The organism is Kocuria sp. APC 4018, assembly GCF_030407675.1.
In the GTDB taxonomy this organism is placed as follows: Bacteria; Actinomycetota; Actinomycetes; order Actinomycetales; family Micrococcaceae; genus Kocuria; species Kocuria rhizophila.
Map to the genome: position 1 here is coordinate 1 of NZ_JASDCY010000038.1, position 26,347 is coordinate 26,347.

At 71.3% G+C, this 26,347-nt stretch carries 22 protein-coding genes and 1 tRNA gene; 15 read left to right on the forward strand and 8 right to left on the reverse strand.

The features are described 5' to 3' along the window. Positions 1-86: 86 nt before the first annotated feature. Positions 87-159: transfer RNA gene (locus QL985_RS07960), tRNA-Arg, on the reverse strand. A gap of 273 nt (positions 160-432) precedes the next feature. On the opposite strand from QL985_RS07960, the gene QL985_RS07965 reads away from it, so the two are divergent. The 3 genes from QL985_RS07965 to QL985_RS07975 all read left to right on the forward strand — a co-directional run bounded on the left by QL985_RS07965 (position 433) and on the right by QL985_RS07975 (position 4,211). After that, the gene (locus QL985_RS07965; RefSeq protein ID WP_144801985.1) at positions 433-2,298 is read left to right on the forward strand and encodes a phosphoenolpyruvate carboxykinase (GTP); all 1,866 of its coding nucleotides are present in this window, start codon (positions 433-435) and stop codon (positions 2,296-2,298) included. Positions 2,299-2,412: 114 nt separating this feature from the next. Then, entirely contained in the window at positions 2,413-2,868 is a 456-nt protein-coding gene (locus QL985_RS07970) for an Rrf2 family transcriptional regulator (RefSeq protein WP_135010723.1), read from the forward strand. 158 nt (positions 2,869-3,026) lie between these two features. Next, a complete protein-coding gene (locus QL985_RS07975; RefSeq protein WP_121241353.1) occupies positions 3,027-4,211 on the forward strand; it encodes a globin domain-containing protein in 1,185 nt (394 codons plus the stop codon). A gap of 94 nt (positions 4,212-4,305) precedes the next feature. Here the strand turns inward: QL985_RS07975 and QL985_RS07980 are convergent, their stop codons facing one another. Beyond that, a complete protein-coding gene (locus QL985_RS07980) occupies positions 4,306-5,715 on the reverse strand; it encodes a phosphomannomutase/phosphoglucomutase (RefSeq protein WP_259906455.1) in 1,410 nt (469 codons plus the stop codon). 90 nt (positions 5,716-5,805) lie between these two features. On the opposite strand from QL985_RS07980, the gene manA reads away from it, so the two are divergent. The 7 genes from manA (at position 5,806) to QL985_RS08015 (ending at position 13,011) form a co-directional block, all read left to right on the forward strand. After that, entirely contained in the window at positions 5,806-7,107 is a 1,302-nt protein-coding gene (manA, locus tag QL985_RS07985) for a mannose-6-phosphate isomerase, class I (RefSeq protein ID WP_259906457.1), read from the forward strand. Positions 7,108-7,164: 57 nt separating this feature from the next. Next, positions 7,165-7,722: a TetR/AcrR family transcriptional regulator gene (locus QL985_RS07990; protein WP_019309942.1), complete on the forward strand. Its 558-nt coding sequence runs from the start codon at positions 7,165-7,167 to the stop codon at positions 7,720-7,722. Positions 7,723-7,864: 142 nt separating this feature from the next. Further along, entirely contained in the window at positions 7,865-8,527 is a 663-nt protein-coding gene (locus tag QL985_RS07995; protein WP_039101671.1) for an SDR family oxidoreductase, read from the forward strand. 142 nt (positions 8,528-8,669) lie between these two features. Beyond that, complete coding sequence (locus QL985_RS08000; protein ID WP_082019337.1) at positions 8,670-9,008, forward strand: acylphosphatase; 339 nt, start codon at positions 8,670-8,672, stop codon at positions 9,006-9,008. Positions 9,009-9,093: 85 nt separating this feature from the next. Then, positions 9,094-10,938 carry a pyruvate kinase gene (locus QL985_RS08005; protein WP_259906259.1) on the forward strand — a complete coding sequence of 615 codons (1,845 nt, stop codon included), beginning with the start codon at positions 9,094-9,096 and terminating at the stop codon, positions 10,936-10,938. Between the two features lie 162 nt (positions 10,939-11,100). After that, on the forward strand, positions 11,101-11,901 hold the full coding sequence (locus tag QL985_RS08010) for a di- and tripeptidase (protein ID WP_121241342.1): 801 nt from the start codon (positions 11,101-11,103) through the stop codon (positions 11,899-11,901). 144 nt (positions 11,902-12,045) lie between these two features. Continuing rightward, positions 12,046-13,011, forward strand: a complete 966-nt coding sequence (locus tag QL985_RS08015) for a glycerophosphodiester phosphodiesterase family protein (RefSeq protein WP_019309947.1) — start codon at positions 12,046-12,048, stop codon at positions 13,009-13,011. Here the strand turns inward: QL985_RS08015 and purB are convergent. Further along, the gene (gene purB, locus QL985_RS08020) at positions 12,999-14,432 is read right to left on the reverse strand and encodes an adenylosuccinate lyase (RefSeq protein WP_259921525.1); all 1,434 of its coding nucleotides are present in this window, start codon (positions 14,430-14,432) and stop codon (positions 12,999-13,001) included. The two genes, QL985_RS08015 and purB, sit on opposite strands and share 13 nt — an antisense overlap. Positions 14,433-14,632: 200 nt before the next feature. Between purB and QL985_RS08025 the strand changes: the two genes are divergently transcribed. The 5 genes from QL985_RS08025 to QL985_RS08045 all read left to right on the forward strand — a co-directional run bounded on the left by QL985_RS08025 (position 14,633) and on the right by QL985_RS08045 (position 21,401). Then, positions 14,633-15,034, forward strand: coding sequence for a hypothetical protein (locus QL985_RS08025; RefSeq protein WP_047978544.1), 402 nt, complete (start codon positions 14,633-14,635; stop codon positions 15,032-15,034). Next, positions 15,031-17,130: a lipase family protein gene (locus QL985_RS08030; RefSeq protein WP_259906256.1), complete on the forward strand. Its 2,100-nt coding sequence runs from the start codon at positions 15,031-15,033 to the stop codon at positions 17,128-17,130. The genes QL985_RS08025 and QL985_RS08030 overlap by 4 nt, the downstream gene beginning before the upstream one ends. 635 nt (positions 17,131-17,765) lie before the next feature. Further along, positions 17,766-18,947 (forward strand): thiamine pyrophosphate-dependent enzyme, encoded by a 1,182-nt coding sequence (locus tag QL985_RS08035; RefSeq protein WP_237573770.1) that lies wholly within the window; start codon positions 17,766-17,768, stop codon positions 18,945-18,947. Next, entirely contained in the window at positions 18,944-19,918 is a 975-nt protein-coding gene (locus tag QL985_RS08040) for a transketolase C-terminal domain-containing protein (protein WP_039102258.1), read from the forward strand. Before QL985_RS08035 ends, QL985_RS08040 begins: the two co-directional genes overlap by 4 nt. A 58-nt stretch (positions 19,919-19,976) precedes the next feature. Beyond that, positions 19,977-21,401: a dihydrolipoamide acetyltransferase family protein gene (locus tag QL985_RS08045; protein WP_039102259.1), complete on the forward strand. Its 1,425-nt coding sequence runs from the start codon at positions 19,977-19,979 to the stop codon at positions 21,399-21,401. A 164-nt stretch (positions 21,402-21,565) separates the two neighbouring features. Here the strand turns inward: QL985_RS08045 and QL985_RS08050 are convergent, their stop codons facing one another. The 5 genes from QL985_RS08050 to QL985_RS08070 form a co-directional block, all read right to left on the reverse strand. Continuing rightward, a complete protein-coding gene (locus QL985_RS08050; RefSeq protein ID WP_290147707.1) occupies positions 21,566-22,078 on the reverse strand; it encodes a DNA-3-methyladenine glycosylase I in 513 nt (170 codons plus the stop codon). A gap of 402 nt (positions 22,079-22,480) precedes the next feature. Beyond that, a complete protein-coding gene (locus QL985_RS08055) occupies positions 22,481-23,506 on the reverse strand; it encodes a hypothetical protein (RefSeq protein ID WP_039101846.1) in 1,026 nt (341 codons plus the stop codon). Beyond that, the gene (locus tag QL985_RS08060; RefSeq protein ID WP_237573748.1) at positions 23,503-24,810 is read right to left on the reverse strand and encodes an ATP-binding protein; all 1,308 of its coding nucleotides are present in this window, start codon (positions 24,808-24,810) and stop codon (positions 23,503-23,505) included. The genes QL985_RS08055 and QL985_RS08060 overlap by 4 nt, the downstream gene beginning before the upstream one ends. A gap of 19 nt (positions 24,811-24,829) precedes the next feature. Continuing rightward, the gene (locus QL985_RS08065; protein ID WP_029603191.1) at positions 24,830-25,546 is read right to left on the reverse strand and encodes a response regulator transcription factor; all 717 of its coding nucleotides are present in this window, start codon (positions 25,544-25,546) and stop codon (positions 24,830-24,832) included. A gap of 60 nt (positions 25,547-25,606) precedes the next feature. Beyond that, positions 25,607-26,347 (reverse strand): hypothetical protein (locus QL985_RS08070; protein ID WP_290147708.1); only part of this gene is annotated, 741 nt, incomplete at its 5' end.

Consider the following 26,347-nt stretch of genomic DNA (forward strand, 5'->3'; position numbering starts at 1 on the left):
CAGGGGGATCTCGATCCTGCCGGTGCCGCGGGGGCGGCGTTCAACGCAAGAACCCCGCATCCGGGGGATGCGGGGTTCTGAGGGAGTGCGCCCGGAGGGATTCGAACCCCCAACCTTCTGATCCGTAGTCAGATGCTCTATCCGTTGAGCTACGGGCGCCTCTGTTTCGCAACCACGGGCTGCGCAACGGGTAATAACTTACACCCGAGGGCCCCTGGGGACAAATCGTGGAACGGGCGGCCCGGGGGCACACCGCGCCGTCATGGGGGACGGCGCGCGGCCTCCCCGCGATAGACTCGGCCCACACCCCTGTGCCACCCAGGAGAGCCTGGACCCCGGCGCCGCCCCACAGCGACGTGGAGCGCTCGGACCGGAAGGGTCAGGCCCCAGGGGGCGCGGCACGCACGACGGCCTCAACGAGGAGACATGTCAATGGCTGACAACAGCACGGCAAGCATCGGGACCACGGAACTCAACCAGGAGGTCCGGCAGTCGCTGGAGAATCCCCCCACGGACTACCGCGGGCTGGTGGACTGGGTGCGGGAGATCGCGGAGCTGGCGCAGCCCGACCGCATCCACTGGGCCGACGGCTCGGACGCCGAGTGGACGCAGCTGACTGACCAGATGGTCGAGGCGGGCACCCTGGTGCGGCTGTCCGAGGAGAAGTTCCCCAACTCCTTCGCGGCGTTCTCGGATCCCGAGGACGTGGCGCGTGTGGAGGAGCGCACCTTCATCTGCACCAAAACCCAGAAGGGCGCGGGCCCCACCAACAACTGGGAGGACCCGCAGGTCATGAAGGAGACGCTGAACAAGCGCTTCTCCGGTGCCATGCGCGGGCGCACCATGTACGTGATCCCGTTCGTGATGGGCTCCCTGGATGCGCAGAAGCCCCAGTACGGCGTGGAGATCTCGGACTCCCCCTACGTGGTGTGCTCCATGCGCATCATGGCCACGATCGGCAGCGAGGTCCTGGACAAGATGTCCCGGGACAAGGCTCCGTTCGTGGAGTGCGTCCACTCCCTCGGTGCCCCGTTGGCTCCGGGCGAGCAGGACGTGCCCTGGCCCTGCAACCCCGCCAAGTACATCGTGCAGTTCCCCGAGGACCGCGCCATCTGGTCCTTCGGCTCCGGCTACGGCGGCAACGCCCTGCTGGGCAAGAAGTGCTACGCGCTGCGCATCGCCTCCGCGATCGCCCACGACGAGGGCTGGCTGGCCGAGCACATGCTCATCCTCAAGGTCACCGACCCCGAGGGCGACTCGCGCTTCATCGCCGCGGCCTTCCCGTCCGCGTGCGGCAAGACCAACTTCGCCATGCTCGAGCCCACCGTGCCCGGGTGGAAGGCCGAGATGGTGGGTGACGACATCGCCTGGATCCGCTTCGGCAAGGACCGCACCCCGCGCGTGGTCAACCCCGAGGCCGGGCTGTTCGGCGTGGCGCCGGGCACCGGCTGGTCCACCAACCCGAACGCCATGCACGCGATCGCCCGCGGCAACACCATCTTCACCAACGTGGCTCTCACGGACGACGGCGGCGTGTGGTGGGAGGGCATGACCGACGAGGTCCCCGAGCACCTCACGGACTGGAAGGGCAACGACTGGACCCCGGACGCCGGGCGCCCCGCCGCGCACCCGAACTCCCGCTTCTGCACGCCCATCAAGCAGGTGGACATGCTCGCACCCGAGTACGACGACCCCGAGGGTGTGCCGCTGTCCGCGATCATCTTCGGTGGCCGCCGCAAGACCACGGTTCCCCTGGTGTCCGAGTCCTTCGGCTGGGAGCACGGCGTGTTCCAGGGTGCCACGCTGTCCTCCGAGACCACCGCCGCCGCCAAGGGCGCGGTGGGTGTGGTCCGTCGCGATCCCATGGCCATGCTCCCGTTCATCGGCTACAACGCGAACGACTACCTGGAGCACTGGCTGGACACCGGCGCCCGCATGGGTGAGGAGAACATGCCGCGGATCTACTACGTGAACTGGTTCCGCCGCACCCCGGACGGCGGCTTCGCGTGGCCCGGCTTCGGTGAGAACTCCCGCGTGGTCAAGTGGATCGTGGAGCGCCTCAAGGGCACCGCGGGCGGTCAGGAGACCCCCGTGGGCATCCTGCCCCGCAAGGAGGACCTGGACCTCGCCGGCCTGGAGATCTCCGACGAGGAGCTCGACGCCGCCCTGCGCGTGGACAAGGACGAGTGGCTCGCGGAGCTGCCCGGCATCGACGAGTGGTTCGCCCGCCTGCGCGACGTCCCCGAGGTCATCCTCGAGCAGCGCGCCGGCCTGGAGGAGCGCCTGAAGAACAGCTGACGCGGGACCGGCACCCGCCGGAGCCCACCCCTGCACGAGCACGCCGCGCGGCCGACCCGACCGCGCGGCGTGCTCGTGTCCACCGACGGACGGGTCCCTGAGGAAAGGACGACGATGCGGCTCACGGCCTTCTCGGACATCGCACTGCGGGTGCTGCTGCTCATGGCTGGACTCCCGGACGGCACCCGGCTGTCCACGCAGCGCATCGCCGAGGGCGTGGGTGCCCCGTACCACCACGTGGCCAAGACCGTGGCGAGACTCCGGGGGATGGGGCTGCTGTGCTCCCAGCGCGGCCGCGCCGGGGGAGTCGTGCTCACGGACGAGGGGCGCGGCGCGAGCGTGGGGCGGGTGCTGCGCGTGCTGGAGGCGGACACCGCGATCGTGGAGTGCGAGGCGGACGAGGCGGCCTGCCCGCTCAACCACGGGTGCCGGCTGCGCCAGGCGCTCGCGGGCGCGAGGGAGGCCTTCTACCACGAGCTGGACGCCGTGAGCATCGCGGATCTGGTGAACCCGCGACAGGTGGGCCCCATCGCGGTGGAGCTGGGACTGCGTCCGCCCGGCACCCGGTAGGCCCCTGCGCACCACGAGGGATCCTTCAGCTCGTGACGTCCGGCCCTGCGGGGCGGTGCGCGCGGCGCCGGTACTCCGTGTGAGGGTGCCACCCTCACAATAAACCGCATATGAAATGCTAAATTAGTCTCGTCAGGTCACGACGAGAGGAAACCGCCATGCTGTCCGAGAAGTCCCGCCCGGTCATCGCCCAGACCCTGGGCGTCGTCGCCGAACGGATCCCGCACATCACCCCGGAGTTCTACCGGTCGATGTTCGAGGCCCGCCCGGACCTGCTGGACGGGATGTTCAGCCGGGCCAACCAGAAGAACGGCACCCAGCCGCAGGCGCTCGCGGGATCCATCGCCATGTTCGCCTCCCACCTGCTGAACCACCCGGACTCCTACCCGGACGAGGTGCTCTCCCGCGTGGCGCACAAGCACGCCTCGCTGGGCCTGAAGCCCGAGGAGTACCCCACCGTCCACGAGCACCTGTTCAAGGCCATCGCCGCTGACCTCGGGGACGCGGCCACGCCCGAGGTGGTCGCAGCGTGGGACGAGGTCTACTGGCTCATGGCGGACGCCCTCATCAAGCTGGAGAAGGGCCTCTACGCCTCGCAGGCGAACGACGTGATGTTCGCGCCCTACCGGGTGGTCTCCAAGGACGAGATCGCGGACGGGGCGCTCGCTTTCGACCTGGAGCCCGCGGACGGCACGCCCATGACCCCGGCCGTTGCGGGCCAGTACGTGTCCGTCCAGGTCACCGTTCCGGACGGGCTGCGCCAGCCCCGCCAGTTCACGCTGGTTCCCAGTGAGCCCGGGCACCGCCGGGTGGTCGTGCGCGAGGACCCGCAGGGGGAGGTCACCCCGGTGCTGCACCGGGACGTCGCCGTGGGGGACGTGCTGGAGGTCTCCAACCCCTACGGGGACGTGGTCCTGGACCCGGACTCCCGCGCGCCGCTGGTGCTGGTCTCGGCGGGGATCGGAGTCACCCCCGTGCTGGCCTTCCTGGACCAGCTCGTGCGCGAGGACCCCGAGCGGGAGGTGCTGGTGCTGCACGCGGACCGCTCCGAGGCGGCGTGGCCGTGCCGGGAGCAGGTCCGGGAGTACGTCTCCCAGCTGCCGAACGCGCGCCTGGTCTCGTGGCTCGGCACTCCGGGGGAGGGGGACCACGAGGGGCGGATGGACGTCACCCAGGTGGAGATCCCCACCGGCGCCGAGGTCTTCATGTGCGGCCCGCTCTCCTTCATGCAGTCCGTGCGTTCCCAGCTGATCGACGCCGGCGTGCCCTGCCGGGCGATCCACTACGAGATCTTCGGTCCTGACCTGTGGATGCTCCACGACGAGGCACGCGCCGCCGCCTGATCCCGCAGCGACATCGACGACGCCGCGCGGCCCAGTGGGCTGCGCGGCGTCGTCGTACCCGTGGTGGAACGGGGCGGACGGTGCCCGGGGGCTCTCAGCCCTGGCGCACGATGCCCAGCACGGTGTCCCGGACGGCCTCCATGGCGGCGGTGTCCGGGGCCTCCGCGTTGAGCCGCAGGAAGGGCTCGGTGTTGGAGGGGCGCAGGTTGAACCACCAGCCCTGGGTGGGGTGCGTGAACGTGGTGCCGTCCATGTCCTCGACCGTGACCGCGGGATCGGTCGCGGCGAAGTGCGCGCGCACGCGGTCCACGGCGGCGGCCTTGTCCTCGATCTCGGAGTTGATCTCGCCGGAGGCCACGTAGGGGTCGTAGCGGTCCATGAGGTCGCTGAGCGTGCCGTCCTGCTCGCCCAGGGCCGCCAGGACGTGCATGGCCGCGAGCATCCCGGTGTCCGCGTTGAAGAAGTCCTTGAAGTAGTAGTGCGCGGAGTGCTCACCGCCGAAGACCGCGTGCTCGGAGGCCATCACGGCCTTGATGAACGAGTGGCCCACACGGGTCCGCACGGCGCGGCCGCCGTTCGCCTCGATCAGCTCGGGCACGGCCTTCGAGGTGATGAGGTTGTGGATCACCGCGGGCTGCTCCTCGCCCGCGGCCCGGGCCCGGGCGATCTCGCGCTCGGCCACGATCGCGGCCACGGCAGACGGGGAGACCGGCTCGCCGTCCTGGTCCACCACGAAGCAGCGGTCGGCATCCCCGTCGAACGCGAGGCCGATGTCGGCGCCGTGCTCGCGGACGGCCTTCTGCAGGTCCACCAGGTTGGCGGGCTCCAGCGGGTTGGCCGGGTGGTTGGGGAACGTGCCGTCCAGCTCGAAGTACAGGGGCACGATCTCCAGCGGCAGCGCGTCCAGCAGGGCATCCCCCAGAACGGCGGGGGTGGTGAGACCGGCCATGCCGTTGCCGGCGTCCACCACGACCTTCAGGGGGCGGATCCCGCTCAGGTCCACGAGCGAGCGCAGGTAGTGGGCGTAGTCGCCCAGCACGTCCCGGCGCGAGATCTGGCCGCGGTGCTCGGCCGCGGGGATCTCTCCGGAGTCCAGGTAGCGCTGCGCGGTGTCCCGGATCTCGTACAGGCCGGTGTCCGAGGACACGGGCACCGCGCCCGCCTTCGCCATCTTGATGCCGTTGTACTGCGCCGGGTTGTGGCTCGCGGTGAACGTGGCGCCCGCGCAGTCCAGGGTGCCGCACGCGAAGTACAGCTCGTCCGTGGAGATGCTGCCGATCACCGTGACGTCCGCGCCGCGCCGCGTGGCGCCGTCCGCGAAGGCCTCGACGAACTCCGGGGAGGAGGGACGCATGTCCCCGCCCACCACCACGGAGGAGCCGGTCAGGCCCAGGACGTCCACGAAGGCCGCGCCGGTGGCCCGCACGCTCTCGGCGGTGATGCTCTCGCCCACGATGCCGCGCACGTCGTAGGCCTTGAATGATGAGGAAAGGTCAGTGGTCACGGTGCACGATTCTACGGGAGCCCCGTGAGCGTCCACGGGCCGATCCGCGGTGCCACGGCATCCGTGGGCCGCTGTGGTTACATGAGAGCCATGGCCGAGTTCCTGAGGATGAGCAACCCGATCCAGCACTACGCCTGGGGGTCCTGCTCGGTGCTCGCCGAGATGCAGGGCCGTCCCGGTCCCACCGAGCAGCCCGAGGCGGAGCTGTGGATGGGTGCGCACCGCAGTGCACCGTCCCGTGTGAGCGTGGGCGGACAGCAGCGCGGGCTCGACGAGCTGGCCCCCCACCTTCCGTTCCTGCTCAAGATCCTGGCCATCGACGCGCCCCTGTCCATCCAGGTCCACCCCACGTCCGACCAGGCCCGCGAGGGGTTCGAGCGCGAGAACGCCGCGGGCATCGCCCTGGACGCCCCCCACCGCAACTACAAGGACCCCCACGCCAAGCCCGAGACCGTGGTGGCCCTCACGGACATGTGGCTGCTCGCGGGTCAGCAGAGCCGAGCCCAGCTCTCGGCCGTGGCCGAGGACCTCGGCCTCTCGTGGCTCGCCGCGGCGGCCGCCTCCCCCTGCCCGCTGCGCCACGCGCTCGAGCTCTCCGACGACGCCGCCGCGGCCGCCGTCCGCGAGAGCGTCACCGCGGCCGCCCCCTCGCCCGACACGGCGGCGTCCGCACAAGAGGGGACCGTGCCGCTGTCCCCCGAGCAGGACGCGAACGAGCGCGCGCGCCGGCTCATCCGGCTGCTGACCCACCACTACCCGGAGGACCGGGGTCTGCTCGTGGCGCTGTGCATGAACGTGGTGCACCTCAGCCCGGGGCAGGCGCTGTTCACCCCCGCGCAGCAGGTCCACGCCTACCTCAGCGGAACCGCCGTGGAGATCATGGGCTGCTCGGACAACGTGCTGCGCGCCGGGCTCACCTCCAAGCACGTGGACGTGCCCGAGCTGCTGCGGGTCATGGCCGAGACCCAGCAGCCCGTGGCACCGCTCGAGACCCGCACCGCGGAGGACGGAGCCGTGCGGTACCCCCTGTGGGACCCGGCCGTCACCCTGCTCAGCGCGCGCGTCACTCCGCAGACGCCGCTCGTGCGGGAGATCGCGGACACGTGCCTGGTGCTCGTCACCGAGGGTTCCCTGGAGGTGGACGCCCACCGCCTGGAGGTGGGCGAGGCGGCCGCCGCGCGCACCGGTGCGGGCGGCGTCGTCGACCCGGAGGAAGAGGCCCCGGGAGCGGGGGGTGCCGCACGGACCGGAGCGGGAACCCGCGCCGGCGCGGGGGAGTCGCTCATCCGCCTGGGTGGACCGTGCACCGTGACGGCCACGGGGACCGGTCAGCTGTTCCTCGTGGAGGCCGTCACCGCGGGGCGACCGCAGGACCCCGATCTCACCCTTTAGGTTGTCGCGCATCCTCGCCGCGAGGGGTTGAATAGCTGGGCCCTGGTTTGACGATGTATGGGAGAGCAGATGGACCGGCGGATCGAACGCACCCGCGCAGCGGTGGTGGCGGCCACAGTGGCACTGGTGGCCGACCGCGGTGCGCAGGTGGGGATGACCGAGATCGCCGATGCCGCGGGGGTGAGCCGCAAGGCCGTGTACGAGAACTTCGGATCCCGGGACCAGGTGCTGCGCAGCACCACCGAGTCCCTGCTCCACGAGGTGCCCCTGGAACCGGAGGCGGCCCAGGCAGGGGGCCGCAGCCCCTGGGACGCCGTCCTGCCGCCCATCGCCCGGCACGTGGAGCAGTTCCGCTCCTTCTACCGGGCCGTCCTGTCCGGGCCGGGATGCTTCATGGTGCGTGACGCGGTGGTGGACCACGCCCTCGCCGGGCTGCGGGAGGTGCGCGAGCAGCGGGGGACCGCCGCGGGCGGGGACGCGGGCGAGTGCGACCGCTTCATCGTCCACGGTCTCGTGGGAGTGATCTCCGACAGCCTGGTCCAGCACCTCCAAGCCGACCTGCAGGGCCTGGTCCGGCAGCTGACCTCTGGTCTGGCCGCATCCGTGAGCTGCTGAGACCCAGCTGGCCTGAACCGGCCCGCCGGGCTCGGAGGGTGGCGCTGCAACCGTGGAATATTCGCGTGCCGCGCACCGCTGTACGTGGCCCGGGGGCGAAGACGGTTCCCCGGAGGACTCGTTCCGACAGGAGGGACTCGAGATGACTGAGATCACGATCATCGGCGGCCACGGCAAGGTGGGGCTCCAGCTCAGCAGGCTGCTCGCCGCACAGGGGGACACGGTCAACGCCGTGATCCGCAAGGAGGGGCAGCGCCAGGACGTCCAGGACACGGGCGCGAACCCGGTGGTGGCGGACGTCCAGGACATGGACGTGGCCGCCCTCACGGAGCTGCTGTCCGGCCAGGACGCCGTGGTCTGGTCCGCGGGCGCGGGTGGAGGGTCCCCGGAGCGCACCTACGCCGTGGACCGGGACGCGGCCATCCGCTCGATGGACGCCGCGGAGGCCGCCGGGGTCAAGCACTACGTCATGGTCTCCTACATGGGGGCCGGCCAGGACCACGGGGTCCCGGAGGACAACGACTTCCACGCGTACGCCCAGTCCAAGGCGGACGCTGACGACCATCTGCGCGCCAGCTCGCTCACCTGGACGATCCTGGGCCCCGGAATGCTCAGCGACGACGCCGCCACGGGCGCCATCGCGCTCGGCAGGGCGGGGGAGGGTGAATCCAACACCACTGCCCGCGGCAACGTGGCCCTCGTGGCCGCCCGGGTGCTCGCGGATCCCCGGGGGACCGCGAAGAAGTTCATCGAGTTCGCGGACGGGGACACCCCCGTGGCCGAGGCCCTCGACTCGCTCGACTGACCGGGGCTCCCGCCCTCGCGCCGGTTCGAGCCGTGGTCGAGCGGCCGCAGCGGCTCGGACCGCGATCAGGCAGTCCGCACCGCCCGGTGGGCGACACCCCGGCAGGGGTGTCGCCCACCGGGCGGTCTTCTAGGCTGAGGGCATGCAGATGCCATCGATCCACCCCGAATCCTCCGACGGCCGCGACCAGGAGTCCCTGGACCTCACCGAGGTCATCGCCCTCACCGCCGTGGTGCACGGCACGGTTCAGGGCGTGGGGTTCAGGTACTGGTGCTGGCGGCAGGCCGAGAAGCTGGGGCTCACGGGCACCGCGACCAACAACGACGACGGCACCGTGGGCGTCGTCGCCGAGGGCCCGCGCTGGGCCGTGGGGGACTTCCTGCAGGCGCTGATCTCGCGGGACACCCCGGGTGCTGTGATCACCGTGGACGAGCACTTCGGTCCCGCCACGGGGCAGTACACGGACTTCAGCACCCACTGAGACCGCACGGCCGGCGCTGTTCACCTCCGGTTGACCTGCGCCGCCTACGGTGGGGGCACCCGCAGTCCGCCACACGAGGAGAACCATGACCGTCACGGAGTCCGAGCAGATCCCCCCGCGGGCCGAGCGCGCCGCCCAGTGCCTGGAGCGGGTGCGCGAGCTGCTGCTGCGGATCCGTGCGGCACGCGAGGCGCGGCTCGAGGGCATCAACGGGGTGGCCCCCCGTCACCGGCACTCCGCGGTCAACCTGGTGGACTACACCGCGGTGCGCTCCGAGGATGTTCGCGACCTGCAGATCCAGCTCGCGGGCCTGGGCGTCTCCTCCCTGGGGCGCATGGAGTCGGGCGTGGCCGAGCACCTCGCCGCCGTGGCCCGCACCCTCGCCGCCGTGGCGGGGCTGCCGGACCCGCAGCTGCCTGACCTCGACCCCGGGCTGCTCCCCGGGGAGGACCTGCGCCCCGGACCGGTCACGCTGGCGCGGAACACGGTGCGGCTGGTGGGCCAGGCCCCGGAGGGCAGGGCCACGCGCATCATGGTCACCATGCCCTCGGAGGCGGCGCAGGACCCCGCGCTCGTTTCCCGCATGGTGGCCGCGGGCATGGACGTGGCCCGCATCAACTGCGCCCACGACGGACCGCAGGAGTGGTCCAGCATGATCGAGCACCTGCGGGCCGCGGCGTCGGACCTGGGCGCGGACGTGCGCATCGCCATGGACCTGGCCGGGCCCAAGGTGCGCACCGGCCCCGTGGAGCCCGGGCCGCGCGTCGAGAAGATCAAGCCCGAGCGGGACGCCACGGGTCACGTGATCCGCCCCGCGCGCCTGTGGCTCGGGGCCCAGCACTCGGAGGACGTCCCCGCGGTGGCGGTCGCACCCGAGCAGTGGCTCGCCGAGCGCACGGTGGGCGAACGCCTCCAGCTGCGGGACGCGCGGGACTCCGGACGCACACTGCGGGTCGTGGAGGCCCACGACGACGCCGTGCTGGTGGAGTTCTCCAAGACCGTCTACTTCGCCACGGGTCTGGTGCTGCGCACCCGGGACGGTTCCGAGGCCACCCTGGGGGAGCTGCCGGAAACGGAGCAGTACCTCCGCGTGGCCACGGGGGACACGCTGCGGCTGCTCAACAGCACGGAACCCGTCCCGGTGGGTGGGCCGTCCCCGGCACGGATCGGGTGCACACTGCCCGAGGCGTTCCAGGACGCGGCCGCGGGCCAGCGCGTGTGGCTGGACGACGGGAAGATCGGCGGCGTGATCCGCCACGTGCACGCCGAGCACATGGACGTGGAGATCACCCACGCGGGCCCGGCGGGCAGCAAGCTCAAGGCCGAGAAGGGCATCAACTTCCCCGACACGGATCTGCGGATCCCCGCGCTGACCGCGAAGGACCGGGAGGACCTGGCGTTCGTCGTCCAGCACGCGGACATCGTCAACATGTCCTTCGTGCGCAGCGCCCAGGACGTGGCGGACCTCCTGGCCGAGCTGCAGGCGCTGGGGGCCGACTCGGTGGACATCACGCTCAAGATCGAGACCGTGGGCGGCTTCGAGCACCTGCCCATGGTGCTGCTCGAGGCCATGCGGTGGCAGGACTCCGGTGTGATGATCGCCCGCGGGGACCTGGCCGTGGAGACCGGTTTCGAACGCATGGCGGAGGTCCAGCAGGAGATCCTGTGGCTGTGCGAGGCCGCGCACGTTCCCGTCATCTGGGCCACGCAGGTGCTGGAGACCCTCGCCAAGAAGGGGCTGCCCTCCCGTGCGGAGATCACGGACGCCGCCCAGGGCCAGCAGGCCGAGTGCGTGATGCTCAACAAGGGGCCCTTCGTGGTGGAGGCCATCCGCACTCTGTCCTCGGTGCTCGAGCGGATGTCGGGGCACGCCTCCAAGAAGACGGACCTGCTGCGACGGCTGAACGCGTGGGAGGACTTCGTGCGCTGACCCGCCCCGGAGCGTGCCGTCTGCCGGGCCCGGGGCTTGTGTGCCCTGGGCGTACGGGGTGCACGGGCCCGCGCGCCGCCGCGAGCGCTGTGCCATAGTGAGTCCGATGTGCTCGGCCTCGGCCGCCGAGCAGCCCCTATCCGTCTCGAGGAGTGGACACAGATGCGCGTAAACCCCCTGAACAAGGCGTTCGACGAGCACGGGCAGCCGTCGCCGGGCGTGGAGAAGTTCCTGAACCACGCGCTGCGCGTCCAGCGGCCCTGGGTGGTCAAGATGATCAAGCACATGCGCAGGCAGCACCCCGACGAGACGCCCGCGCAGCTCGCCAAGCGCGCACGCAAGCTCTACGTGCGCTCGGTGACCGCGGGCGGCGGCGCGGTGGGCGCCACCGCCGCGATCCCGGGGATCGGGACCCTGACCTCCTTCGGGCTGTCCTCGGTGGCCGTCACCGGCTACCTCGAGGCGACCGCGCTCTACGCCCAGGCGGTCGCGGAGCTGCACGGCGTCGAGCCCAAGGACGAGGACCAGAACCGCACCATGGTCATGGCCCTGATGCTGGGAGACGACGGGCAGGCGCTCATGGGCCAGCTGCTCACCAGCTCCTCCACGAGCAAGAGCATCTCCAACAAGTGGGGGCTCATGATGGGCAAGTCCGGCAGCAACGGCAAGTTCTTCGACGTGGGCCGGTCCATCCGCAGCATGTTCGTAAAGCGCTTCATCGCCCGCCAGTCCGGCGCCATGCTGGGCCGCGCCCTGCCCTTCGGGATCGGCGCATTCGTGGGCGGCGGCGCCAACCTGGCCATGGCCCGGCAGGTCATCAAGTCCGCCGACGAGGCGTTCGGGGAGTTCCCGGAGCAGTTCCCTCCCAACCTGACCCTCGGGGACCGCGCAGAGGCGTTCGAGGGCGGGACCACGGCATCCCAGCAGGAGGCCCTGGAGACCGCCACCACCGGGCGCGAGTGACACCGCAGACCGCATGACGGAGCGGGCGCCCCGGGGACCACCGTCCTCGGGGCGCCCATTCGTTCACGCGGACGTCATCCCGAGGCTACTGGGGTGTCAGTTGGTGCTCGGTCTCCCGTCGCCGCGGCTTCCTACCGTGGGGCCGTGGCTGCCTCGACCGAACGTCCTCCCGCCCGTCCTCTGATCTACGCGCACCGCGGATCCTCGCACCGCTATCCGGAGCTGACCCGGGCGGCCTACGTCCAGGCGATCGCCGACGGCGCGGACGGTGTGGAGTGCGACGTCCACCTGACACGTGACGGCCACCTGGTGCTGCACCACGACGCCCAGCTGGGCCGCACGTCCAACGGCTCCGGGCCAGTGGCCCAGCACACCCTGGCGCAGCTGCGGGAGCTGGACTTCACCTCGTGGAAGGGTGTGGAGATCCCGCCGTCCCACGGGGCGGCCCACGAGCAGCTGCTCACGCTGGACGAGCTGCTGGACCTGCTGCTGGCCGCCGGGCGCCCCATGGGCCTTGCCGTGGAGACCAAGCACCCCAGCCCGTACGGCCACGGGCTGGAGGAGGCCCTGCTCGTGCTGCTCATGCGGCGCGGCTGGAACCCGGAGACCGGAATGCTCGGAACCGTGACCGTCTCGATCATGAGCTTCCACCCGGATGCCGTGCGCCACGTGCTGGACCACGTGCCACCGCGCCACGTGTGCCAGCTGGTCTCGCAGTCCACCGTGGAGTCGGTGCGCGCCGGTCTCGGCGTGGGCACCGCCACCGCGGCCGTGTGCCGCGCGGGCATGCGCCTCGTGATGCCTCCCGGGGTGCCCCTCATCTCCCGCGGGGAGGTGGAGCTCGCGGGGCCGGGGATCCGGTTCGTGCGGGACAACCCCCGGCTGGTGGAGCAGTGGCTCCAGCGCGGATCCGTGCTGCGGGTGTGGACGGTGGACACCTTCGCGGACACCCACGTGTGCCTGGCCCTGGGGGTCCAGCAGATCACCACCAACGTGCCCGCGCTCGTCCGCCGCTGGAGCACCGAACACCTCAACTCTGCGCGGAACGCCTCGGCGCACGGCCGAGGCGTTCGGGAGCGTGAACTGGTTCCGGCGGCTCAGAGGCCGTAGGAGTCCACGAGCCATTCCGCCAGCCCCGTGTACCCGCCCGGGGTCAGTGCGCTGAGGCGCTGGGCGGTCTCCTCGGACAGCCCCAGCTCCCCGATGAACTCCCGCATGCGCTGGGCGTCCACACGGTGACCGCGAGTCAGGTCCTTGAGCCGCTCGTAGGGGTTGTCCATCCCCTCGCGGCCGGCAACGGCCTCCGCCCGCATGGCGGTCTGGACGGCCTCCCCGAGCACCTCCCAGTTCTGGTCGAGGTCCTCCGCCAGGGTGGCCTCCGCGACGTCCAGGCGGTCCAGGCCCTTGACCACGTTGGAGATGGCCAGCAGCGAGTGCCCGAAGGCCACGCCGATGTTGCGCTGGGAGGACGAGTCCGTGAGGTCCCGCTGCCACCGGGAGGTCACGAGCGTGGCGGCCAGGGTGTCCAGCAGGGAGCAGGAGATCTCCGCGTTGGCCTCCGCGTTCTCGAACCGGATGGGGTTGACCTTGTGCGGCATGGTGGAGGATCCCGTGGCACCCTCCACGGGGATCTGCTGGAAGTAGCCGATCGAGATGTAGGACCACACGTCCGTGCACAGGTTGTGCAGGATCCGGTTGAAGCGCGCCACGTCCGCGTAGAGCTCCGCCTGCCAGTCGTGGGACTCGATCTGGGTGGTCAGGGGATTCCACGTGAGCCCCAGGCCGGTCACGAACGAGCGGGAGATCCCCGGCCAGTCCGTGTCCGGTGCGGCGGCGGTGTGGGCCGCGAAGGTTCCGGTGGCGCCGTTGAGCTTGCCCAGGAACTCGGTGCCGGCCACGCGCTGCACCTGACGGTCCAGACGGTGCGCGAACACCGCGAGCTCCTTGCCCAGGGTGGTGGGCGTGGCGGGCTGGCCGTGCGTGCGCGAGAGCATGGGCACAGCCTTGGTCTCACGCGCCATGGCGGAGACGGCCGCCACGAGACCGCGCGCCGCGGGGAGCCAGACCTGCTCCACGGCGTCCTTGATGCCCAGCGCGTAGGAGAGGTTGTTGATGTCCTCGGAGGTGCACGCGAAGTGCACCAGGGGAGTGAGGTGCCCCAGGCCCAGCTCCGGCAGGCGCCGTCCGATGAAGTACTCCACCGCCTTCACGTCGTGGACCGTCACGGCCTCGAGCTCCGCGAGTTCCGCCACGGCGGCGGCGTCGAAGCCGGTCACAATGGTGCGCAGCCCCGCTTCCTGCTCGGCCGTGAGGGGCTCCAGGCCGGCCAGGGCGCGCTGCTCGCACAGGTGGATGAACCACTCGACCTCCACGTGCACGCGCTCGCGGTTCAGTGCGGCCTCCGACAGGTGGTCCACCAGGGGGGCGGTCTGCGGGCGGTAGCGGCCGTCCAACGGCCCCAGCGCCAAGGCGGGGCTCTGCTGGCCCAGGGCCACTCGTCCGGACGGGAGGGTCTGCGCGGCGTTCGACATGGTTCCCATTCTTCCACGGGCCCGGGGCGCCCGCCCGGTGCGAAGTGCCGCGGCGAGGGTCCTGCACGTCCGGGCACCCGGGGCGGCCCGGGAGGTCCGAGTCCCCAGCCCCCGCCGGGCGGTTCTCGCTGCGCCGCACTGCTTTCTAGCCTGGTCCCGCGCGCCGGGTCCCCGTCCGCGCAGTGCGGAGAGGAGACCTCATGACACCCACGGCACTCGCGGCCGCGCCCGGGGCATTCCCCGGGATCAGCGGACTGGTCCACGAGCACCTCACGGCTCTCGCACAGCGGTACGACGACGCCGCCGAACACCTGGGTGCCCTGCGCACCCGGGTGGCCGAGGCCGGGGAGACCCATGAAACCTGGCGCGGACCAGGCGCCCGCCTCTTCACCGTCCAGGTGGAACGCGACGTGGCTGGCCTGGGGGAGGACATCGCAAGCTGCCGGGAGGCATCCCGGACGCTGCGCTGGGCCGCGACCGCGCTCGCGGACCGCCTTGCGGAGCTCGAGACCGCGGCGGGGATCGGCGCCCCGCTGCTCTCCGCCCTCGGGGCCGTCCTGGGGCCGGGTCTCCTGACCGCACCCGCGGGGCGTCGGCCATGAGCCCCGTGGACGGTGCGGGCCGCCCGACGCATCCGGTGCCACCGGCCCACGGACCCCGCCAGGCGGCGTCGCCGGGTGGGGCCGTCACGGAGGTACGCGGTCCCGCGGAGGACCTGCAGGGTGAGCTGTACGGTGACGCGGCGGTGCCTCGCCCCGCGGCGGAGGGGTTCGAGTCCGAACGGGACGTCGCGGCCGCGGTGGATGGTGCCCGGGAGACCATGACCGTGTACGGGGGCGCGGGAGCGGCCGGCGGGACCGCGGTGGACACGGACGGGATGCGGGCCACGTCCGGGGACCTCTCGCGCGCGGCCTCGGAGTGCGGGGAGGTGGCGGCCGGTCTCACGCCGCTCGCGGTCGAGGCGCAGCTGTGGGCCCTGACCGGAGAACCCCTGCTGGGTGATGCGGCAGTGATGTCGGGACTGCTCGTGACGGGTCTGCTGGAGAGGACGGCGGAGGTCTCCCGCACGGCCCGGAAGCTTGAGGTGGCCGCGCAGCGCTACGAGGCGGCTGAGCAGGCTGTCACCGGGTCGTTCAGTGCCGAGCAGCTGGAGGCGCCCTGGCCGGGAGCGGGAGTGGCGTTCCTGCGGGACATGGCAGACACGATCGAGGATTTCGAGGTGGCCTTCACCCGCGCCGGGATCGACAGCCCCGAGTCTTTCCGGGACCGGGTCCATCTCACCCTGTTCGGGGTCCTCGTGCGCGGTGGGGGTCCCCGCGGCACGGACGCCGTGATCCGAGGTCCCGGTGTGGACGACCTCCTGGACGGGGTTCTCCAGCTTCCGTGGCCCGACGGCGCCGCGGCCGGTTCCGGGAGCACAGCGGAGGACAGCGCGGCCGAGGGGGCGTCCGGCGCGGCTGCGGGCCCCGCGGCGTCGGCCACGGGGCGGCGCCCGACGATCGGCCAGCAGCTGCGGAACATCCTGGTGGAGCGGCTCTCCGCCGCGGGTCGCCGGATGACGGGCGGAGCCCCTGCTCAGGAACCTCCTGCCGCGGACGGCGCGGACATCTCGGAACTGGAGGTGACCGTGGCCGCGATGGCGATGGCTGTGCCCGGGGCGGCCGGTGTGTATGCGCTGTATCGCGAAGGCCGTCGGCTGAACCCGGCGGAACGCACCGGGGCGGTTCTCAGGGGAACGGTTCGGAACCTGGAGGAGGACCATCCCCTGTACCCCGCCCGGCGGGAGGTGTTCACCGGCATCACGCCGCGCAGCGCCCGCGAGCACCACATGACGCCGTTGCCCCGCAGGCCGCTGCCCGCCGGTGTGCGCTACGACGGCGCCGTCCCCACCACCGTGGCGGGGACGGCCGCGGCGCTCAAGGACGCCAAGACCATGGTCTCGGGTGTGGACGCGAGCGGCAAACCCGTGGAGAACAGCACGGTGATGGTGCAGAAGGCCACCGGTGCGGACGGGCGCACCGCGTACTCTGTGGTTCTCACCGGGACCGAGCAGTGGTCGGACGGTCCCGGAGTGCACGACATCAAAGGCATCGGCCAGGGCATGACCGCGTCCCCCGCGGACTCCCTCACCGAGCTTCCGCAGGCCCAGCGCATGGCGGTGCAGGCACTGCAGGACGCGGGCATCCGCCCCGGGGACACCGTGGTGCTCACGGGGCACAGCCTGGGTGGGATCGACGCCGCGGGGCTCGCCGCGAACCAGGAGTTCCGCAGCCGCTACGACGTCCAGGCGGTCACCACGTACGGGGCACCCGTGGGGGACTTCGCGATTCCTGCCGAGACCTCGGTGATGGCCGTGGAGCACGTCGACGACCTGGTACCCACCCTGGACGGCGTGCCCAACCCGGACGGTGAACACCGGTCCACGGTCCGGGTGAACACACCCTACGCGGGCGCGTTGTGCTACAAGGACGGACCACTGGGGACCGCGGCGCACGAGATGAACCTCTACGTCGTGGGTGCCCAGGGCATCTCCGGGTCCGGAGACCCCACCGTGGAGGCGCACGAGCACCGGCTGGCGGCAGCTGTTCCCCACGGGCCGGGAGTCCGGACCGAGACCTACGTGTACGCCGGGTGGGAGGAGCATGCCGGCCTGGAGGGGGAGAGGGCCCAGGACGGCGGCGCACCGCCGGTCCGGTGAGCGGGAGGCACCGCCGTGCGCGGCTGCCCGTCCTTCGCCCCCGCTGCTGGCACCGGCAACCCTCGGCGCCCGGGTGGCCGAGGCGGGGCTGGTCGATGCGGGTCCGGGCACGCAGGTCGGGGAGTGCCGGCCCGGGCGGGAGGCCTGTCCGCCGATGCCGCCACCACGCACTCGGACGTCCGGTTGCCTGTGAGTTCTCGCAGAAGCGGGCGGATCCAACGGGGGCTCGGCCCGGTCGGCGCTCCGGGTGGGTCGTGCTGGTCGCTCAAAGGAGGGGGGCGGGCACGCGGCGCGTTCCCACGGGTCGCGTGCCGTGCACGAAGCCCGGGGGATCTCCGTGCACTCGCAAGGGCGCCGCGGAACCAGGTTCGTCCGGATTCCCGTGACGTCGGACGATTGAACACGCCCGCAGTGTGACCTGCAACACTTCATCCGGCGCCCGTGTAGGCTCTGGTGAACCCGAGGCGAACGCCCGTTTCCTGGAACTCAGCGCCACCTACCCGCACCCGCGCACCATGCCGACACCCCGGCAGTGCAACGGATGCGGCGCGCACTCGAGGACCTGTGTTCGCAAGGCTCGACATGACCGGGGCGATCCTCCGGTCATGAAGACAGTGGAAGGACCACGACCGACCATGGAACCACGTACCCATCCGGGTGCTGTGCAGAGCACGCTCCCCCGGTACCAGCTGCTGGACGAGCGCGGCGTCGTCACGCAGAACCCGCTCCTGACCCCCTATGCCGAGGACATCAGCGTCGATGACCTCAAGCACCTCTACCGCTCCATGACCATGTCGCGGCGGATCGACGAGGAAGGCACCTCGTTGCAGCGCCAGGGACAGCTGGTGCTGTGGGTGCCGCTGCGAGGCCAGGAAGCCGCGCAGATCGGCTCCGCGTGGCCCACGCGGCCCACCGACAGGCTCTACCCCTCCTACCGCGAGCACGCCGTGGCCTTCGAGCGCGGCGTGGAGCCCTCCGAGCTCATGCGCTACTTCCGCGGACACACCGCGGGCGGCTGGGACCCCGAGAAGCACAACCTCAACCTCTACACCGTGGTGCTCGGTTCGCAGGCCCCCCACGCCGTGGGCTACGCCATGGGCACCATGATGGACCGCAAGGCCGCCGAGGACGCCGGCACGCCGCTGGAGACCGACCCCGAGGCCGTGGTCGCGTACTTCGGGGACGGCGCCAGCACCGAGGGCGAGGTCCACGAGTCCATGGTCTTCGCGGCGTCCTACGACGCACCGGTGCTATTCTTCATCCAGAACAACCAGTGGGCCATCTCGGTGCCCTTCTCCACGCAGTCCCGCGTGCCGCTGGCCACGAGGGCGGCCGGCTACGGCTTCGAGGGCCTGCGGGTGGACGGCAACGACATCCTGGCCGTGGTGGCCGCAACCCGCTACGCCCTGGAGAAGATCCGCAAGGGCGAGGGCCCCGTCCTCATCGAGGCGGAGACCTACCGCATGGGCGCGCACACCACGGCGGACGATCCCACCAAGTACCGAAAGCGGGAGGAGGAGGACCAGTGGGGCCTGCTCGATCCCATCGAGCGGCTCAAGGTCCACCTGCGCACCGAGCACGGTGTGGAGGACTCGTTCTTCGACACCGTGGCGCAGGAGGACGACGACCTCGCGAACCGGATGCGCGCGGACGTCCTCGCCATGACCCCGCCCGAGTTCGTGGACCGGTTCGACAACGTCTACGCCGAACCGCACTCGCTCGTGGACGCCGAGCGCGCCGAGTACCTGCAGTACCAGGCCGGATTCGACGTTGCGGACGAAGCCCAGAACTCGGAACCGGAAGGAGCGGGCGCGTGAGCAAGCTGACCATTGCCAAGGCCATCACCGCAGGGCTCACGCGAGCCATGGAGGACGACCCCAAGGTCATGCTCATGGGGGAGGACATCGGCTCCCTGGGTGGCGTGTACCGCGTGACGGAGGGGCTCAAGGCCCGGTTCGGTGCGCACCGCGTGCTGGACAGCCCTCTGGGCGAGGCGGGGATCGTGGGCACCGCGGTGGGGCTCGCCCAGCGCGGCTACCGCCCGGTGTGCGAGATCCAGTTCGACGGGTTCACCTTCCCCGCGTTCAACCAGATCACCACGCAGGTGGCCAAGATCCACGCGCGCTCCGAGGGCAAGCTCAAGCTGCCCATGACCATCCGCATCCCGTACGGCGGTGTCATCGGCTCGGTCGAGCACCACTCCGAGTCCCCGGAGGCGCTGTACGCGCACACTGCGGGGCTGCGGATCATCACCCCGTCCAACGCGCACGACGCCTACTGGATGGAGCAGCAGGCGATCGCGAGCGACGACCCCGTCATCATCTTCGAGCCCAAGCGCCGCTACTGGCTCAAGGACGAGGTGGACGAGACCGCCGAACCCACGGACCCGTTCTCCGCGTCCGTGATCCGCGAGGGCGAGGATGCCACCGTGGTGGCCTGGGGTCCCCTGGTGCCCGTGGCACTGGCCGCGGCGAACGCCGCCGAGGAGGACGGGCGCAGCGTGGAGGTGATCGACCTGCGCAGCATCTCGCCGATCGACTTCGACACGCTCACCGCCTCGGTCCGCAAGACCGGGCGCCTGGTGATCGCCCACGAGGCCCCCACGTTCGGCGGCCTGGGCGGGGAGATCGCCGCGCGCGTGACGGAGCAGGCCTTCTACTCGCTCGAGGCCCCGGTGCTGCGCGTGGGCGCGTTCCACATGCCGTACCCGCCGGCTGCGGTGGAGGAGCACTACGTCCCGGATCTGGACCGGGTGCTCGACGCACTCGACCGTTCCTTCACCTATTAGACATTCAGACCATCACCGTGGTCGTCGACGAGCGCGGTGTCCCCAGGAGGGAGAACAGATGTCCCAGGTTTTCACACTGCCCGACGTGGGCGAAGGGCTGACCGAGGCCGACATCCTGGCCTGGAAGGTGTCCAAGGGCGATACCGTGTCCGTCAACCAGGTGCTCGTGGAGATCGAGACCGCCAAGTCCGTGGTGGAGCTGCCCTCTCCGTACGCGGGAACGGTACAGGAGCTCATGGTCGCCGAGGGCGACACCGTGGACGTGGGCACGCCCATCATCACGGTCAGCTCGGGTGACGACGCCCCCGCGGGCGGCACCGACCCCGGGTACACCGGTACGGTGCCGCAGAACGGACTCGCCGGTGCGGACGGTGCGGCCACGGGGGCGGAGGGCGAGGACCAGCCCCAGGGCCAGGCCCTCGTGGGCTCCGGGCCCAAGGCGGATCCCGTGCGTCGACGCCGACGCAACCGTCCGGCGTCCAGTACGGTGCAGGAGCGCGAGGAGACCGTGGCGGAGAGCGCACCGCCCGCTCAGGCTCCGGCCGGTGCAGGCGGCGGGGACCCCGCCGGTGCCACGGCCCCCGCCAGTGGCGTGGTGCCACGGCGGCCCGGTCTGGCCAAGCCCCCCGTGCGCAAGGCCGCCAAGGAGATGGGCATCGACCTCGCGGACGTGCAGGCCACGGGTGAGGCCGGTCAGGTCACCAAGCGCGACCTGCTGGCCCACGCCGAGCGCGGCGGTGTCCCCGGAGTCGCGTCCGGCACCGCGGCTCCCGTGGCTGGCCGCGAGAGCGGGGAGCGTGTCGAGCGGATCAAGGTCAAGGGCGTCCGCAAGGCCACGGCCCAGAACATGGTCAAGTCCGCGTTCACCGCGCCCCACGTGTCCATCTTCGTGGAGGTGGATGCCACCCGGACCATGGAGTTCGTCAAGCGGCTCAAGCAGTCCCCGCGCATGGAGGGCGTGAAGATCTCCCCGTTGCTGATCGTGGCCAAGGCCGTGATCTGGGCCGCGGAGCGCAACCCGGACGTGAACGCCACGTGGTCGGACACCGAGATCATCGTGAAGCACTTCATGAACCTGGGGATCGCGGCGGCCACGCCGCGGGGTCTGCTGGTGCCCAACATCAAGGACGCGCAGGATCTCTCGCTGCGCGAGCTCGCCGTGGCGCTACAGGAGCTCACCGAGACGGCACGTGCCGGACGCACGCAGCCCGCGGAGATGCAGGGCGGCACGCTGTCGATCACGAACATCGGCGTCCTGGGAGCAGACACCGGCACTCCGATCATCAATCCCGGGGAGTCGGGCATCCTGGCGTTCGGGGCCATCAAGCAGAAGCCGTGGGTGGTGGACGGGGAAGTGGTTCCCCGCTGGATCACCACCCTCTCCGGCTCGTTCGACCACCGCGTGGTGGACGGGGAGCTGGCTGCCCGCTTCATGTCGGACGTTGCCCGGATCGTGGAAGAGCCGGCTCTGCTGCTGGAGTGAGTCATGGCTGACCGGGCCCTTCCGGGGCTCGGCGCAGACGCATCGAGGGGCACCCGCGGCACACGCGGGTGCCCCTTCGCCGTGCCGGGCGCCCCTCCGTCGTGCCGGGCGCCGTGAACCGCGGTACCGCCCGGAGCGCCTCGCCACACCGGGGAACCGACGGGTCATCCCGGGCGCCCGATCCGCTGCAGCCACCGGTGGGCGGTCACCGGACCCACCAGCACGATCCCGTGGGAGCGCAGGGTGAGGGACAGCCTGCGGGACGCGGCGGTGCTGTCCGGCAGGTCCAGCGCGTTCTGCGGCGGTGGCTCCGCCGGTGGCACCTGGGCCTCGGTGAGCAGCTCGTTCCACCGGGTGGCGTCCCAGTCCTGGCACATCTCCGCGTTGTGGATCACCGCCTCGATCTTGGCCCGGTTGCGGATCAGGTCAGCGTTCAGCAGGAGGTCCTCGACGTCGTCCTCGTCGAACAGCGCCACGCGCTCCGGGCGCAGCTGGGCCAGGTGCAGGTACCAGGCCCCGTGGCGCGCGGACTGCGACCACCGGGCCAGCCCCGAGTCGACCAGCTCGAGCGTGAGGGCGGCGAAGTGCTCGGCGGAGGTGCTCGGCGGGGTCCCCCACTCGTCGTCGTGGTCCGCGAGTGCGCCGGCCGTGCTGAGCGCCCAGGGGCAGCGGGACACACCGTCCCCGCACAAGACTGAGCGGAAGGCATCGCGGGGGCTGGTGGTGAGGCGCTGGTGGCTCCCGCCGGCTGCGGGGAGCGTCCCGGACGTGGGCAGCCCCGGCCCGGGAGCCGGGGAATCTGGTGCCGGGGCTGGTGGCTGCGCCGGGCAGGGGAGGGAACGTGCCGTCGTCGTCATGGCAGGAGGCTAGGACGCACGCGAGGCCCCGGTGCCGTGGGACGGCAGGCCTGTGGAGTGCGGGATGGTGACGGCTGCTGAGGGCCCGGGTGTGCAGGGCGCTCGCCGCGGGGCGCACCCGGGAGAACCTGCGGACGGGTGCCGCCTGGCGGGTGCACGGTGCGCGGCGCCGAGCACCGGACCCGCCGGGGACGCCCGGTCGGAGGAGGTGACGGCACCCGGTCAGAAGGTGGACACCGCGCCCGTGACGTCCTCGATCTCCACGGCCAGGGGGTCGTCGTCGGGGTTCTGGGAGTCGTGGACGATGAACACCGCCGCGGGATCCCCCGGGGGAAGAGCGCGGACCGTGACCACTCCCGAGCGGACGTGCGCGAGGATCTCGGAGAGCTGGCGGGCGGTGGCGGAGAGCACCGCGTCGGACGGCGGGGTGCCGCGCTCGTCGAGGATGTCCACCGTGATCCCGCGGGCACGTGCCGCCCGGGTGAGCTCCAGGATGTGGGGGGTGGCGATGGCGCGGCCGCGGATGCTGTCCCGCAGCTGTGCCTCCGTGAGGCGGAACTGCTGCACGTCGTAGTCGGTGACCACCGTGGACTCCTGGGCGATCTGCTCCAGGAGGCCGCCGGCGAGGCGGCGCACCTCGTCCACGCGGCGGCTCGAGGCGTGGCGCATGTCCTTCTCGACCTCGTCGCCGCTGCGAGCGGCTTCGAGAATCCGCTGCGTCTCCTCCCGCCGGTTCATGAAAAAGTTGTACTGCCGCTCCACCATCCAGGTCACGATCATCACGGCCACACCCACCACGTGGTAGGCCTCGATGGGGAGGGGGATGCCGTCCACCACGGGCCAGCGCAGCACGGACATCACCGTCACCCCGAGCCACACCAGTAGTGCCCATCCCGGACGGCGTCGCATCCCCAGGGCGAAGAGCTCCGCGATGAACCCCAGATGGAACCATGGTGCCTGCCCGGCGGCCTCGGTCACGGGAGTGGCCGCGTAGCCCTGGTGCGCAGCCACCAGGAACAGGACGGCGCTCAGCGCGGTGGGGAGCACGTGGAAACGGTGGCCTTCCCAGGCCGGCAGGGCGATGATCAGCCCGGACACCGCGTACGTCGTGAGGGAGATGAACATCACCGACCTCGGGGTGGAGTTCTCCGGGTGCATCAGGGCACCGACGAACGGCACGGCAAACGTAACGACGAATAAGAGCCCCATGGCCGGGTGGGCGAAAACTGGGCGGGTGACCTCGCTCATGCCACCACGTCCTTGGGCCACACAAGCTCCACCCGGGTGCCGCGGCCCGGGGCGGTGTTCAGGTGGACCATCCCGCCGATGGAGTCCACGTTCTCCATGATGGACACGCGCACACCGAGCCTGCGGTTCGGCACGTCGTGGTAGTTGAAACCGCGGCCGTTGTCGGTGACGGTGAAACGCAGGTAGAAGCCCTGGGGATTGATGGGGCTCGACTCGCAGACATCACCCTTCATGGCTACCGTGGTGATCGCACTGCCGGAGTGCCGTGCGCTGTTCGCCACGGCCTCCGTGATGGCCTGCGTGAGTCCGTGGGCCACGTAGGCGGGGACGAAAGCCCGGGGTTCGCCCACGGGCCGCTGGGGCGCCCGCAGGTTGGTGAAGCGAACGCGGTCCCGCCACGGGGACAGGGCTTCCATCAGCTCGTCCATGAGGTCGTGCACCATCACGGTGTGCGCGCCGGATGCGCGGCTGGTCTCCTCGGCCAGCACCTCCAAGGCCCGCGCGGCGAGCTCGCGGGTCCTGCGGGGCAGCACCCCGTGGTTGCGGGAGGCGTCGAGCAGCGCGGCCATGACGTTGTCGTGGATCAGGCGGTCGATGCGCTCCTGGTCCTCCGTCTCCGACCGGCTGCGGGTCATCGCGAGCGTCTCGGACAGCGCCTCGGCGTAGTTGAGGTCCATGCGCTCGGCGCCGCGCTTGCCCACCGTGATGATCATGATGAGCGTGAGGGCGAACACCAGACGGGAGAGTCCCGCAGCCACCCAGGACTCTGCCGTGGGAGTCACCGAGATGACCTGACTGGCCACGACCGCGTAGACGGCCTCGATCCCCACGGTGTACAGCACAGCGGCCGAGGGACTCCACAGCACTGCCGCGGCCCCGGACGCCAGGATGATGAACCCCGAGATCCACGGGTTCTGGGGTAGCGTGCCACCGGGGTATGCCAGGGGCAGTGCCAGGATAGATGCAGCCACCACCGCGGTGTAGGCCAGGAACACCCACGGGCGGACCGAGTGGCGCAGCCCGTAGTAAAGGGTGAATCCCGTCAGGGCACCGAGCGCGGCCAGGGAGATGCTGTACCACCCTCGCAGGTAGGACTGCTGCTGCGCGAAGATGGGCAGCACCTCGATCAGGTGGGTCACCCCGAAGACCCCCACCCCGATCATTGCGAGCCAGTGGGCGCGGTAGGTGTAGACCCCCAGTTTCCCCGGCGCGGTGGTGGCGAAGAACCGCTTCCACCGCAGCTGGGTGCTGACCACGCGGTAGGAGCGGGCCCTGCTTCCCGAGCTCCTGCCGCGCAGGGTCACGGGGTGCCCGGGGTGCTCGTCACAGCTTCTTCTCAGCCGTGGTGACGTCGTCCTCCGGATCCACCAGGCCGTCCTCGATGGCGCGGATGCGCAGATCGATTTTGGTGGGCGCGGGGCGTCCGATGCGGGCGTACTTCTCCCGGATCCTGTCGATGTTCGTCTTCACCGCGGACTGCTTGATGCCCATCCGCCGCGCCACCTGGACCTGCGCGAACCCGGAGGCGTACAGCCGCAGGGTCTCGCGCTCGCGCGGGGACAGGGCGGCGCGCGAGAACTCCACGTCCCCGTCGATCGCCGCGGCCAGCTCCTTGGTGATCACCGGCTTGCCGTCCGCGATGGCGCGCGCCTCCTCGATGGCGTGCTCCAGCGGGTCGGACTTGCGCACCAGGCCCAGTGCGCCGGCGCGCAGGGCCTCCCTGATCAGTGCCGCGTTCTCGGCGATGCTGAAGATCAGCACCTTCATGCCCGCGCTGCGCAGCCGCTCCACGTTGCTCGCGGGGCGGGACTTGTCCGCCAGGGACAGGTCCAGCAGGACGACGTCGCACTCGATGCGCTTGGCCCCCTGCGCCGTGAGGGCGGGATTCTCCGGGTCCCGGCCCAACTGGTCCAGCAGCGTGGTCACGGAGTCCGAGGACCCCACCAGCTTGACGTCCGCCAGCGATGTCATGGACACCAGGCGGACACCTTCCCGAACCACTTCATGGTCGTCGACGATCGCGACGAGTGTTGAAGGCATGGATGTTTCCTCCGTACTCCCCTGTGGAGGCCCAGCCCAGGCCCCCGACAGTACGGAAGTCTACTGGCTCATTGCATGCGAAATGCTCCACGCGTCCACTTTGCGGTGGTAGCGCATTCCCCACAGTCCGCCGAGGACCGCGCCCACGAGACCCAGCACCAGCAGCCCGCCGATCGCCACAAGACCCACGGTTGGATTCGCCCCGATCATCTCCTGGGCCACCCAGCGGGAACCGTCCTCGACGGCGGCCTGTCCCGCCCACAGCAGCACGGCGGCGGAGGCCGCGGCCCGGACGACGACCGACCACAGCCACACGCACACCCCCTGCGCGGCTCCCGAGAACCGGGCCATGCGCCCGGCCACGTAGCCGCCCGCCAGCATGGACAGCAGCTCGACCGCACCCAGGACGACGACGCCGCCCCACAGCTGCGCGGAGCCCGGCTCGTTCCAGGCCCGCGCCAGGGCGTCTCCCGCGCTGAGCCCGGTGTCGAGGCCCACGGCGGGGCCCGCAAGGACCGCGAGGGCCGTCAGCAGCGCACCCAGCGCCGCCGCCGTGAGCAGCCCCATGAGCCCGGGGACGATCTGCAGCCCCCCGAAACGCTGACGCTGCCGGGCGCGCAGGGCCTCCGCCGTGAGACGCGGGGCCGCGGAGGCGCCTCCGGGGCGGACCGCGGGTCGCATCGTGTCCCACGACGCCTCGGCGGAGATCCTCTCCTGGGGGTGGGTGAGGTGGTCGTCGCCCACCGGGTTGGCCGGCCCGGAGTGCTGGTCCCGGGGGTGCAGACGCCCGGAGGCCACGCC